Raw genomic sequence first — 12817 nt, forward strand, 5'->3', positions numbered from 1 at the left:
TATACCGGCATATAAGAACTTCTAAAAAGATAATCAAAATTCATATCTAATTTTTATTTTAAAACTAGATGTGGCAGGTGCTACACTTGCGACTATTGTATCACAAGGGATCAGTGGTATCCTATGCCTTATACTCATAAAAAAACGTTTTACAGTATTACATCTAGAAAAAGAAAATAAAGTAATAAAGTCATCTATGGTTAAGAGTTTACTTGGTATGGGACTTCCAATGGGGCTGCAATACTCTATTACCGCAATTGGTTCAATGGTTATGCAGGGAGCCAATAACTCTTTAGGTGCAACTTATATGTCTGCCTTTGCGGCAGCAGCTAAAATCAAGCAGCTTGCCATCTGTCCATTTGATGCATTGGCCACAGCGGCTTCTACTTTCGCAAGTCAGAACTATGGCGCAAAGAAATATGATCGTATCAAAAAAGGTGTCATACAAACTGTTGTTGTAGGTATTATCTATGGCGTGATTGTAGGAATCTTATTGATTCTATTTGGTAGAACATTCTCAATGTTGTTTATTTCATCAAAATATAGTGCAGTCCTTGATGCATCCGCAAAATATATCGCCTATATGGGGTATTTCTATTGGGTTCTTTCAATTCTCAATGTATGTCGCCAGACAACTCAGGGAATTGGTTATTCCGGACTCGCAATATTTTCTGGTGTCATTGAAATGATTGCGAGATGTACAGTGTCATTAGTATTTGTACCAATAGCTGGTTATACTGCAATATGCTGTGCTGATCAGACAGCCTGGATTGTCGCAGCACTCTATTGTGTGTTTACATTTAGTTATTGTTTCAAAAAGATTCAAGAAGAATGACGATATTCAAGAGGTGTTATATGATACCTCTTTTTAAATTGTGTATTAAAATAGCTAGGACGACTAAAGCCACACATTTTAGAAATAGTTACAATAGAATAATCTTGAGATAATAATTCAGTGCTATGCACTAAACGTAACTCATTTAAGTAAACCATAGGAGAAGTATGGAGGTATTGAGAAAATAAACTGCAGCATCTAGAACGGCAGATAGAAATAGAGTCTGCCATATCCTGGATAGTAATCTTTTGGGATATATTATCTTCTAAGTAATGAATCATTCCTAACACCTTATCATAATCTTCTAGCGGTTCTTCTTTAGGTAGAATGATACTTACTAAATGAACGAGATGAGACGCGGTAGATAAAATAAGAAATGGGTTCATTTCAGGAATATTGAGTAAACCATATAATTTAGTAATCAGTACATGTATTGTATGATCATGAATAATGAGATAAGGCGCATGCTCATGATTAAAGAAAGAATCAAAATAGCTTAATAGGGATTCATGCATGTTAAAGGAGTCTCTTTCAATAGAGACTGTCATTAAATGTGCATTAGAAGAAAGTCTAGCATGAATTACATGTCTATTAATCATAAAGGCTTCTCCTTTATGAATAGTAATTGATTCTCCATTAACTAAATAGGATACTTCTCCATGAAGACAATAAATAAATTCTAAAGAATCATGGTCATGATAAATCATGTCATTTTCTGTATTTTCAATATGCTGTGTATGAATAGGAAACATGAATAAACTCCTTGTAAACGATAATGATATTATTATAGATAAATAATGAAAAATATTCAATAAAAATATACGATAATGATATAGAATGATAAAAATAGAATAAATAATAGTAAATGAAGATATGTTCATTGAATGTAAACGGCGACATTCTGTAAAAATAAACTTATAAACATACAATAATGATATTAATAAGCATTTTAAAGTGATTAAAAGTATATATAATATACGAAATTGATATGTTTATGCTTAATGTTAAGGATATGTTATAATTTTGATTAGGGAGCTGATAGGATGAAAGAAGAATTATTTGATGATTTAATATTAGAAAGAGGCTATGAATATGCTCAAGAAGGGGCAGTGGATCATGTGCGTAAAGTAGGAGAAGTGATCTATGCCACTGTTCATGGGACAGAAGATTACCATGTGAAGATGGACAATAATGATATGTTCTGTGATTGTCCTTATGCCAAAGAAGGGGCACATTGTAAGCATATGGCAGCTGTGATGTATTATCTAGATAGTCATCCGGTTTATGATGAGCATGTACTCATTGATGCATTAAGTGAAAAACAGGCCAAACAGTTATTAAAGAGCATATTAAAAGATCATCCAGAATACTTTGATCAATTACCAAAGGTAGAAAAGAAAGAAGAGATTAAAGAAAGTGTAGAAGAAGCTTTTAGAAATCATCCTGACAAGAAATCAGCTCGTGGTTATATTGTGAAATGTATTGATGAATACTATGATATTGATGTGTTAATACATACCTTTAAGGATTATTTAGAGGACAAAGTCGTGTTTCAATTATTGATTGATTATTATGGTTCTCTTGATATTAAAAAAGCTATTTCTTTTGTGAAATCATTGAATACAGATAAGCCATCTATTAAAAAGATGTATCAATCTTGTCTCAAGGACCTTTATCTTAAAGATAATAATCGTGACTCTTATCTAGATATCTTATGGACACTTGTAAGAGAGGATGGACAGATTGATTTTTATCGTGAATTAAAAAGACAATATTCAAAAAAAGAATGGGAGCCTTTAAGAGATGAACTTCTTAAGAACCTACCTCCTCGTGCGAGATTAGATAAGATCTACTTAGAAGAAGGCATGTATGATAATCTTCTTGATTTAGTTATACAAACACCGGGTCTCTATATTCTTGAAGAATATTATCATGATTTATTAGACTATCCTGAACAACTATTAAATAAGTATCTAGAAGAACTTAAGCCACTTGTAGGTAAACAGGATATCACTCACTATCTTAAAGAGATAGAAGAGATTCCTGGAGGTATACAGTTTATTTCAGTCAATAAGTTGAGAAAATAAAACCATTTAAGCGTATAAAAAGAGTAGGGAGATCAATCTCCCTACTCTCTTAGTTTTTCTAGGCTCATAATAAAGAAACTGATAATAAGCAGGATACTTGATACCCAGATGACATGAATGGACATTCCTCTAGAGAATAGACCACCGAGTCCTGCACCAAGTCCAAAGAAGAAAATAATACCATAATAGTAGAATGCACGTCTTAAAGAGGCCTTATTATGGGTTTCTGTATAATCAGCCAAAGCACTTGTCCCATTACGGATATTTCCAATACACATAGTAGATGCATAAGAATAACCACTTACTTTTCTAAATGTCTGTACCTGCAGAGCACATGAGAATGAGACGAGAATAGTTGCTAAGTTATCTAAATGATGAGGAATGAGTCCTACAAAGAATAGAATCACTATTTCTATGACAAGTATTCCCTGTCTCCAATGCATCTTCTGTGCATATTTAAAGCGAGAATGCACGATATCCGCAATAAATATTCCGGATGCAAAGGCAATTAAAGGTAATAAATATTTTAATGCAGTCATCCATTCGCCACACATAAGATGATTGCTTAATAATACGACGTTGCCTGTCTGGGCATTCGAATAAACACCACCACGTGCAAAATAAGTATAAGCATCCTGAAAGCCACCTGACATTGCTAAAAAGATACTATTTATAAAAGCTTCAGACATCTGTCTTTCACGTAAAAACCATTGAATAAGTTTGTCTTTCATAACATACTCCGTTGTAAATTTAAATCAAATGCATTATACTGAATGAACAGAAATATGTAAAAAGTATTTTTGATATACTGATGATATGATTATTATATGGGAGGGCGCTTATGGCAAACTATGATTATTACAGAATATTCTACTATGTAGCACAATACCAGAGCTTCACAAAGGCGGCAGAGATGTTAAGAAACAACCAGCCTAATATCACCCGTTATATCAATAATCTAGAAAGCGAACTAGGCTGTAAACTTTTTATTCGTTCAAATAGAGGTGTAAAATTAACACCAGAGGGAGAAAACTTATTTGAACATGTAGCAATTGCCCAGGAACATTTAAGACTAGGAGAAAGTGAATTACAGAAAGAAAAGGAATTAAACAGCGGTCTGATTACTTTAGGTGTTAGTGAGAATGCACTACGTATATTCCTTTTTGATCATCTAGAACGTTTTCACGAACAATATCCACATGTACGCCTGCGTATCACAAATCATACAACACCAGAAGCATTAGAATCATTAAGAAATGATTTATGTGATTTCTCTGTTGTTACAACGCCGATAGACTTACCACATTTATTACAGGTCTCAGTACTTGACCATTTTGAGGATATTCTCATTTGTGGGAAGAAATATAAGGACTTTGCATCAAAATGTCACTCTCTAGATGAATTTAAGGATACACCTTTTATTTCTCTTACAAGTCAGACAGGAACAAGAAACTTCTATAACCAATATTTCTTAGATAATGGTGTTTCTTTCCATCCTGATATAGAAGTCTCTACAACAGATCAGATTATCCCTCTCATTGTTCATAATTTAGGTATTGCTTTCTATCCTAGAAAACTAGCCCAGCCATACCTAGATAAGGGAGAAATCTATGAAATCCCGTTGATTCAATCCTTACCACATCGAAAGGTATGCTTAGTTAAGGATCCTAATAAATCACAAAGCATTGCCTCTAGTAAACTAATTGAATCACTCACACATCATTAAGGAGGAGTTATGCCACTGCTTATATTTATGATAGGTACATGTTTTGGCAGTTTTATATCCTGTATGTCACATCGTTATATCACACACGAATCAATACTTGGAAGAAGTCATTGTGAACATTGTGGACATACATTATATATATTAGATCTTATTCCAGTATTATCGTATATATTACTTAAAGGACAATGTCGTTATTGTCATCATAAGCTTAATATGAGTCTGCTTGTTCATGAATTGACTGCAGGCTTTTTATTTGTCTTATTTTATATTCATGATGGTTTAACCACCCTCTATTTTTCTCATATTGTCTCTTTCACATGCTTTTATATTATTTCTATTATTGACTTACATCTCTATGAAATACCTGATACATATCTTCTTATTAGCTTATTATGTAGCTTTAAGATTGTGTATCTCAAAGAATCTCTTATATTTATGTTATTTCTTGTTTTATTTGTTTATCTTTTTTATAAGATTACTGGAAAAGAAGGATTAGGTGGGGGAGATATCAAGATGTTAGGTGTCTGTAGTCTTTCCTTAGGCTTCTATCAAACATTAAGTATTTTATCTATTGCCTGTTTCTTAGGAATCATCTTCTCTTTTATAAACAAAAAGAAGATGATTCCCTTTGGTCCCTTTATTACTCTTGGGTGGTTAATCATATCTTTATTTGACAGTTTCTTTATACTGTAATACTATTTTTGTCATAGGAGGTATTTTTATGACACTCTTTGAAGAAACATTCAATGAACCTCTTCCTTCAAGACTCAGACCTGATAATCTTGATGAATTTGTCGGGCAGACACATCTTGTAGGAAAAGGAAAAATACTAAGAAGACTCATAGAAACAGATTCTATTTCTTCAATGATCTTCTGGGGACCACCGGGTGTAGGAAAGACCACACTTGCTAGAATTATTGCCTCCCATACACATTCTTCTTTTATTGATTTCTCTGCTGTGACAAGTGGTATTAAAGAAATAAGAGAAGTGATGAAGCAGGCAGAAAACAATCGTGTCTTTGGTGAAAAGACAATTCTTTTTGTGGATGAAATACATCGATTTAATAAATCCCAGCAAGATGCTTTTTTACCTTTTGTAGAAAAAGGAAGCATCATACTTATAGGTGCAACAACTGAAAACCCATCATTCGAAATCAATGGAGCTCTTTTATCACGCTGTAAAGTCTTTGTCCTCAATGCACTTGAAGAAGAGGATATTGTATCATTATTAAAGCATGCGATTACAAGTCCTAAGGGATTTGGAGACTTAAATATAGATATGTCCGATGATTGTTTACACCTTATTGTAGCTTTTAGTAATGGTGATGCAAGAAATGCATTATCTACTTTAGAAATGGTAATTAATAATAGTGATGAGCATGATGGAATTATTCATGTTACTAAGACCATCATTGAACAATGCACACAAAAGAAATCTCTTTTATATGATAAGAAGGGTGAGGAACATTATAATCTGATAAGTGCTTTGCATAAATCAATGCGTAATTCTGATCCTGATGCGGCTGTTTATTGGCTGGCAAGAATGTTGGAAGCGGGGGAAGATCCTCTTTATGTCGCAAGAAGAGTGATTCGTTTTGCGAGTGAAGATATTGGTTTAGCAGATCCTCGTGCTTTGTCTATTGCGAATGATGCTTATACAAGCTGCCATTATATAGGTATGCCTGAATGTTCAGTGATATTAACGCAGGCTGTTGTCTATATGTCCATGGCACCTAAATCTAATGCCTTATATTTAGCCTATGAAACAGCTAAAAAAGATGCATTAAAAGAATTATCTGAACCTGTACCATTAGTTATTCGTAATGCACCTACAAAACTTATGAAGGAACTACATTATGGGGAAGGCTATCAATATGCTCATGATACAAAAGAGAAGATTACGAATATGCAATGTCTGCCTGATTCATTGAAAGATAAAGAGTATTATCTTCCTACAAATCAGGGTGCAGAGAAACAATATAAGAATAGATTAGATGAAATTAAGAAGTGGAGAAAAGAAAATCAATGAGTTATTGTGTGAAATGTGGTCATGAATTAATAGAAAAAGAAAATGGGATAGATGGTATGGTTCCTTATTGTCCTCATTGTCAGGAATTCAGATTCCCGATGTTCAATAGTGCAGTAAGTGCTTTGGTACTCAATCCCCAAAAAGATAAAATCCTTCTCATCCAACAATATGGACGTAAGGATAATATCTTAATAGCTGGATATGTCACAAAAGGTGAAAATGCAAAGCAGGCCCTCTTTAGAGAAGTCAAAGAAGAAACAGGGCTTACTATTTCTTCTTATGAATTCAATGACAATGAATACTATGCACGTACGAATACATACATAAATAACTATATCGTCGTTGTGGAAAATGAATCATTTCATTGTAATGAAGAAGTAGATTATGCAAAATGGTATGATTTGAAAGATGCAATGAATATCATTAAGCCAGATTCTTTAGCACAGGAATTATTGAGAAGATACTTATACAAAAGAGAAAATAATCTTGTCTTCACAAAATAAAAGACGACTATTTGAAGTAGTCGTCAAGTAAGTCATTTTTTATTGTGAATGTAGGGTTTCCCATATAACCCGGAGCCACTTCAAATTGATCAAAACAGATGACAAGCTCACCTTGTTTATTAATATAGTAGCTTTGATTCTTAGAAATAGTTTTAAAGCGTGGGTTATCACCTTTTTGACACCAATAGACTTTATTGGTGTCTTTTTTCATTTCTGCTTTCATTTGTCTTATTATTTCTTTAGAAATCACATCTTTATAATCACTGTTCTTGAAATAAGCAGAAAGGGGAGTGCTTTTCCCTGTAGATTTATTAATTGTATAATAAACATTCTTTGTATAACTGTCTGCCTGTGATTTATGTAATTCTAGTTTGAGTGTGAAAAGCTGATCTGTATTATAAATCACTTTATGAGTTACAAAATAGTAGCCACCATTCTTCTCTTCTTTGTGAATAAAATTCTTAATAGTAGATGCCATCTTACGATTCACTACATCAAGAGCTTCCTGTTTGTTATTATCTGCAGTTGTAATCCATGGGACATGGGATTTCTTCACATCTACAGTAAATAGGTTAGAGAGAGTCAGTCTATTTGGTGTATCAGTATCTTTATTGAGTTTATGATTAATAAGTACAAGTATAGTTACAAGGACAATTATAGAAAGTCCTATCTTTTTCCAAAATGTTAGTTTATGCATAGTATCACCTAACTTACATTATACACAAAAAAACTGTTCTTGCGAACAGTTTACTCACCAAATGAGATACCTACAAGCTTTGCGCTCTGTACGATTTCTCCCTCAGTATCTACAAATTTCAATTTTCCTGCAGTCGCTTCTAATGGGATATGTGTTACATGATTGCCCTGTAATACAACATATTCACCATAATGTTTCTTGATGATCAATCTTGCACCTTCTACACCAAAACGTGTAGAAATTTCACGATCATAACTATTAGGGTTACCACCACGTTGTGCATGACCAATACATGATACACGAATCTCCGCATCGATTTCCTGACTTAATTCGTCAGCTACTTCATAAGCTACAGAACGACCTTTTCTTGCAAGAACCTTTGTTTTATAGTCTTTTCTCTTCATTAAGGCATCTGCTTCAGAAATAGCACCTTCTGCACAGGCAATAATCGCATAGTTCTTTTCGTTCTTTAATGTTTCTTTTACTTTTTTCGCAACTACTTTAATATCATATGGAATCTCAGGCAAGAGAATGACATCAGCACCTGCTGCAATACCTGCAGATAAGCAGATATGTCCTACCTTATGACCCATGACTTCAATCACGAAGACACGACTATGACTTGCGGCAGTTGTCTTGATTTCATCTAGATAACGTGTCGCAATTGCAGTAGCAGAAGAGTAGCCGAATGTATAATCAGTACCCCAGGCATCATTATCAATAGTTTTGGGTAATGCTATTACATTCAATCCTTCCTGTGATAACATATTAGCACTTTTAATAGAACCATTACCACCAAGTACAACTAAGCAGTCCAATTGAAGTTTCTTATAAGTATTCTTCATGGCTTTGACTTTATCAAAACCATTTTCAATAATACGCATACGCTTGAAAGGACATCTAGAACTTCCAAGAATTGTACCACCTACGTTTAAAATATCATAAAAATCTTTGGGCTTCATCTTTCTGTATTTTTCATACATTAATCCTTTGTAACCATCGATAAAGCCGATGATTTCAACATCTTTTACATTTCTATAAAGAGTTAAAGCCAACCCACGCATAGTTGCATTAAGGGCCTGACAGTCTCCTCCGCTTGTTAAAATACCAACGCGCATATTGTACCTCCCTTATACTTTCTTCTTAAAGAAGTATTCCTGACTATTGATTTTCTCCTGTTTATTCTTTACACGTTTATATGTACCATCATTTAATAAACGTGATGCTTTCACATTATCACGAAGCATTATATCAAACATATTAAGAATAGTTTTCTTGATACGAGGATCATGAATTGGTGCACCGACTTCAACACGTCTTTCTAGGTTACGTGTCATTAGGTCGGCAGAAGAAATATATACTTCTGGATTTTTGTTACCAAATATATAAATACGAGAATGTTCTAGATAACGTCCGACAATAGATATAACTTGTATATTTTCTGTATACCCCTTAATACCAGGAATAATACAACAGATACCTCTGACAACTAATTGAATCTTAACACCTGCCTGACTGGCTTCTACAAGCTTTTCAATCATCTTCTTACTTGTCACTGCATTACACTTAAAGCCTACATAAGCAGGTTTACCAGCTTTTGCAAGAGCAATCTGCTTATCAATCTTTTCAAAGATTTTTGAAATCATACAATGAGGTGCAACTAATAATACATTCGCATTATGATCTGTTTCACCTAAACATAAATGTGTAAAGAGCTCATTGGCTTCTTCACCAAAAGCATGTTCTGAAGTCATCAAACAGAAGTCAGTATAAAGCTTAGAAGTCTTTTCGTTATAGTTTCCAGTACCAATCTGAGTTAAGTACTTGATACCTTCATCTGTACGATAAGTAATAAGACATAGTTTGGAATGAACCTTTAATTCACTTAAACCATAAATGACATGACATCCAGCACTCTCTAACTGTTTAGACCAGGCAATATTGTTTTCTTCATCAAAACGTGCACGAAGCTCTACTAGGACTGTGACATCCTTACCATTTTCTGCAGCACGAATTAAACTCTTAACAACCTTAGAATTCTTTGCAACACGATAAAGTGTCATCTTAATACTGATCACCTGTGGATCACGACTTGCTTCGTCTAAGAATCTTAAGAATGGTGCCATAGATTCATAAGGATAAGAAAGTAGTATATCATGCTTTAATACCTGTTTAATCATAGGGACAGTATTTTCTACAAGTGGAGAATTACGCGCTTCTAAACGCTTATAGAATAATTCTGGATGATGTGATTTTAAATAATCCTGTAAAGTAAATACAAATGAGAACTCTAACGGACTGTCTACTTCAAATATCTGACCACTAGAAAGATCTAAGAAATGTTTCAACATATCTACTTCAATATCTTCAAGACCTGGAGACATTTCCATTCTTAAAGGTGCAAGCTTTCTTCTCTGCTTTATAAGAGTTTCCATCATCTCACGATAGTCTTCATGTTCCTGTAAAGAATAATCATCCTCTTCAATATCAGCACTTCTTATAATACGAATTATAGAAGCATTCTTAACTGTTTGTCCATGGAAAATAACAGGAAGATACTTTTTCACAATTTCTTCTGCCAAAATGAACTTACCAGGTTTGCTAGGTAACGCAATAAGTCTTTCATCAAAAGCGGCAGAGCATGAAACAATCCCCATCTTTCTCTTACCCTTTTTACTTTCTAATTGAGTCACAATATAGAGTTCACCATTATTAAGGAAAGGAAATGGCTGTCTTTTAGAAACAACCTGTGGTGATACAAGTGGAAGCATTTCCTGTGTGAAATAATGTTCGAGGAATTTCTTGTCTTCTTTATCCTTTATATCATCATAATTAACAAGCTCTACACCATACTCCTTCATCTTTTCAAGATTGGTTGAATAGATCTTATCTCTCTTCTTATATAGATACTTCACCTTTCTCTCACAGGCTTTGATCTGTTCAGAAGATGTCATATTTGTTTTGTTCTCCTTTAGGGCAGGATAAAACAAAGCCTGATCAAATAAGAATCCTAAACGCACTCTAAAGAATTCATCCAGGTTCGTCTGGAAAATAGAAATGAAAGTCAGACGCTCTCCTAACGGCACACTTTCATCTTTGGCCTGCATAAGTACGCGGTCATTAAACTTTAACCAAGACAATTCTCGGTTGTCTTTATAAATATTCATAATCATTCCTCCATAGTCTCATTATAGCGTTAATTTTATCATTATACTAATATGAGTGATATTTAGTTTATATAAATTATATATTAAAGTTGTGTAAAATTTGTGCATTTCATATTTTTTGTAAGAAATAAATACATATTTTTGAGCAAATTTAGAAAAATGACTAAATGAACAATGGTCATTTTTGTTGACTTTTATTCGTAACATTCTAAAATGAGAATATGTGAAAGAGAGAGGATGTTGATTATGAATACATTAGATAAAGTATCACATGCTGCTGAAAGAAAAGCAATGGAAGTTGTGATTGACCGTATTGTGAAAGGATTAGATAAGGATCGTAATGCAGAATATTTAAAATTAATTGATCTTGGAGAAAAGTTCTATGGTAAAGGATTTACTAAGGAAAATTATGATGCTGCTAGAACGGCTGTACAGGATCCAAACAATAAATGGGTGAACTATATCAATAGTGTGATTGATGAAGCAAACCCAGAATTCATTAAAAAGACAGCTTTAAATCTAGGTTATGAAGCATTCTTTAGAGGTACAAAAACAATTCGTGAAAACCGTAAGAAATATAACTGTAATATTCCTTGGTTGATTCTATTTGACCCAACAAGTGCCTGCAACATGCATTGTGAAGGATGCTGGAGTGGTACTTATGGACATAAAAGCAACTTAACTTTTGAAGATATGGATAAGATTGTTACACAGGGTAAGGAACTAGGTGTGTACCTTTATTTATTAACAGGTGGAGAACCACTTGTTAAAAAGAAGGAAATCATTAAACTTGCAGAAAAGCACAATGATGTAGAATTCGCAATCTTCTCAAATTCTACTTTGATTGATGACGCATTCTGTAAAGAGTTAGTTAGACTTGGTAATATTACTTTCTTATTATCTATTGAAGGAACTCCAGAAACAAATGATGCAAGACGTGGTGATGGTCATTTTGTAGCCGTTATGAAGGCTATGGATCTATTAAAGAAATATGGTATCGTCTTTGGTACATCTATCTGTTATACAAAATATAATGTAGAAGCTGTCACAAGTGATGAGTTCTTTAAGATGATTACAGATAAAGGAGCACGCTTTGGTTTCTACTTCCATTATATGCCAGTAGGAAACAATGCAGTCACTGATCTATTACCAACAATGGAACAGAGAAAATATATGATTGATCGTATTAGATATATTCGTTCAGATAAATGTGATATTAACTTCTATCCAATGGATTTCCAGAATGATGGTGAATATGTTGGTGGATGTATTGCCGGTGGTAGAAACTACTTCCATATCAACTCAAATGGTGATGCTGAACCATGCGTATTTATTCATTATTCAAATACAAATATTCATGAAAACTCAATTCTTGAAATGTTGCAGTCACCTCTATTCATGGCTTATCATGAAGAACAGCCATTTAATGAAAATCATTTAAGACCTTGTCCAATGTTGGAAAATCCATCATTATTAAGAGAAATGGTGAAACGTACAGGTGCGCATGATACCAATATGGAATCTCCTGAAACAGCAGATCACTTATGTGATAAGTGTGAAGACTATGCAAAAGAATGGGCACCTATTGCAGAAGAATACTGGAAAGATCATCATCATCCTCATCCTAAGTATGAAAACTATGCACCAAAGAGAATGGAAGAATTAGGATTACATAACGAAGAATAACTATGAGGCAGTTTAGTTTAAACTGCCTTTTACTAGTGTGCCGGGCATGGCACTGATTCAGTCGGAGATAGTCCGACCACAGGTAAT

At 33.7% G+C, this 12817-nt stretch carries 12 protein-coding genes; 7 read left to right on the forward strand and 5 right to left on the reverse strand.

Annotated elements, in window-relative coordinates; genetic code table 11:
- Positions 1 to 70 precede the first annotated feature (70 nt).
- A complete protein-coding gene (locus QZQ55_RS08680) occupies positions 71 to 835 on the forward strand; it encodes an MATE family efflux transporter (protein WP_295092392.1) in 765 nt (254 codons plus the stop codon).
- On the opposite strand, the gene QZQ55_RS08685 is transcribed toward QZQ55_RS08680, so the two are convergent.
- Positions 823 to 1587 carry an AraC family transcriptional regulator gene (locus QZQ55_RS08685; protein WP_295092395.1) on the reverse strand — a complete coding sequence of 255 codons (765 nt, stop codon included), beginning with the start codon at positions 1585 to 1587 and terminating at the stop codon, positions 823 to 825. The two genes, QZQ55_RS08680 and QZQ55_RS08685, sit on opposite strands and share 13 nt — an antisense overlap.
- 291 nt (positions 1588 to 1878) lie before the next feature.
- Here QZQ55_RS08685 and QZQ55_RS08690 point away from each other — a divergent pair, with 291 nt between their 5' ends.
- Complete coding sequence (locus QZQ55_RS08690; protein WP_295092398.1) at positions 1879 to 2922, forward strand: SWIM zinc finger domain-containing protein; 1044 nt, start codon at positions 1879 to 1881, stop codon at positions 2920 to 2922.
- Between the two features lie 41 nt (positions 2923 to 2963).
- Here the strand turns inward: QZQ55_RS08690 and QZQ55_RS08695 are convergent, their stop codons facing one another.
- Entirely contained in the window at positions 2964 to 3653 is a 690-nt protein-coding gene (locus QZQ55_RS08695; protein WP_295092401.1) for a YoaK family protein, read from the reverse strand.
- Between the two features lie 110 nt (positions 3654 to 3763).
- Between QZQ55_RS08695 and QZQ55_RS08700 the strand changes: the two genes are divergently transcribed.
- The 4 genes from QZQ55_RS08700 to QZQ55_RS08715 are packed head-to-tail and all read left to right on the forward strand — an operon-like array spanning position 3764 to position 7180.
- Positions 3764 to 4648: a LysR family transcriptional regulator gene (locus QZQ55_RS08700; RefSeq protein ID WP_295092404.1), complete on the forward strand. Its 885-nt coding sequence runs from the start codon at positions 3764 to 3766 to the stop codon at positions 4646 to 4648.
- Positions 4649 to 4657: 9 nt separating this feature from the next.
- A complete protein-coding gene (locus tag QZQ55_RS08705) occupies positions 4658 to 5341 on the forward strand; it encodes an A24 family peptidase (RefSeq protein ID WP_295092406.1) in 684 nt (227 codons plus the stop codon).
- A 28-nt stretch (positions 5342 to 5369) separates the two neighbouring features.
- Positions 5370 to 6677, forward strand: a complete 1308-nt coding sequence (locus QZQ55_RS08710; RefSeq protein WP_295092410.1) for a replication-associated recombination protein A — start codon at positions 5370 to 5372, stop codon at positions 6675 to 6677.
- Positions 6674 to 7180 carry an NAD(+) diphosphatase gene (locus QZQ55_RS08715; protein WP_295092413.1) on the forward strand — a complete coding sequence of 169 codons (507 nt, stop codon included), beginning with the start codon at positions 6674 to 6676 and terminating at the stop codon, positions 7178 to 7180. Before QZQ55_RS08710 ends, QZQ55_RS08715 begins: the two co-directional genes overlap by 4 nt.
- Before the next feature lie 7 nt (positions 7181 to 7187).
- Here QZQ55_RS08715 and QZQ55_RS08720 read toward each other — a convergent pair whose 3' ends face one another.
- From QZQ55_RS08720 to ppk1, 3 genes are read right to left on the reverse strand one after another with little or no spacing between them, the layout of a single operon-like run.
- Positions 7188 to 7877, reverse strand: a complete 690-nt coding sequence (locus QZQ55_RS08720) for an RsiV family protein (RefSeq protein WP_295092416.1) — start codon at positions 7875 to 7877, stop codon at positions 7188 to 7190.
- Between the two features lie 50 nt (positions 7878 to 7927).
- Positions 7928 to 8995: a 6-phosphofructokinase gene (locus QZQ55_RS08725; RefSeq protein ID WP_295092419.1), complete on the reverse strand. Its 1068-nt coding sequence runs from the start codon at positions 8993 to 8995 to the stop codon at positions 7928 to 7930.
- A 12-nt stretch (positions 8996 to 9007) separates the two neighbouring features.
- The gene (gene ppk1 / locus QZQ55_RS08730) at positions 9008 to 11044 is read right to left on the reverse strand and encodes a polyphosphate kinase 1 (RefSeq protein WP_295092422.1); all 2037 of its coding nucleotides are present in this window, start codon (positions 11042 to 11044) and stop codon (positions 9008 to 9010) included.
- Between the two features lie 246 nt (positions 11045 to 11290).
- Here ppk1 and QZQ55_RS08735 point away from each other — a divergent pair, with 246 nt between their 5' ends.
- Entirely contained in the window at positions 11291 to 12730 is a 1440-nt protein-coding gene (locus QZQ55_RS08735; protein WP_295092425.1) for a radical SAM protein, read from the forward strand.
- Positions 12731 to 12817: the final 87 nt, after the last annotated feature.

Source organism: uncultured Catenibacterium sp. (assembly GCF_900540665.1).
Taxonomy (GTDB): Bacteria; Bacillota_I; Bacilli_A; order Erysipelotrichales; family Coprobacillaceae; genus Catenibacterium.

Bases quoted from the DNA above. Each gene is read 5' to 3' on its own strand.
- QZQ55_RS08690 (WP_295092398.1), top strand. From the start codon at position 1,879: ATGAAAGAAGAATTATTTGATGATTTAATATTAGAAAGAGGCTATGAA.
- QZQ55_RS08700 (WP_295092404.1), top strand. From the start codon at position 3,764: ATGGCAAACTATGATTATTACAGAATATTCTACTATGTAGCACAATAC.
- QZQ55_RS08715 (WP_295092413.1), top strand. From the start codon at position 6,674: ATGAGTTATTGTGTGAAATGTGGTCATGAATTAATAGAAAAAGAAAAT.
- QZQ55_RS08695 (WP_295092401.1), bottom strand. From the start codon at position 3,653: ATGAAAGACAAACTTATTCAATGGTTTTTACGTGAAAGACAGATGTCT.
- QZQ55_RS08685 (WP_295092395.1), bottom strand. From the start codon at position 1,587: ATGTTTCCTATTCATACACAGCATATTGAAAATACAGAAAATGACATG.
- QZQ55_RS08735 (WP_295092425.1), top strand. From the start codon at position 11,291: ATGAATACATTAGATAAAGTATCACATGCTGCTGAAAGAAAAGCAATG.
- QZQ55_RS08725 (WP_295092419.1), bottom strand. From the start codon at position 8,995: ATGCGCGTTGGTATTTTAACAAGCGGAGGAGACTGTCAGGCCCTTAAT.
- QZQ55_RS08705 (WP_295092406.1), top strand. From the start codon at position 4,658: ATGCCACTGCTTATATTTATGATAGGTACATGTTTTGGCAGTTTTATA.
- ppk1 (WP_295092422.1), bottom strand. From the start codon at position 11,044: ATGAATATTTATAAAGACAACCGAGAATTGTCTTGGTTAAAGTTTAAT.
- QZQ55_RS08710 (WP_295092410.1), top strand. From the start codon at position 5,370: ATGACACTCTTTGAAGAAACATTCAATGAACCTCTTCCTTCAAGACTC.
- QZQ55_RS08720 (WP_295092416.1), bottom strand. From the start codon at position 7,877: ATGCATAAACTAACATTTTGGAAAAAGATAGGACTTTCTATAATTGTC.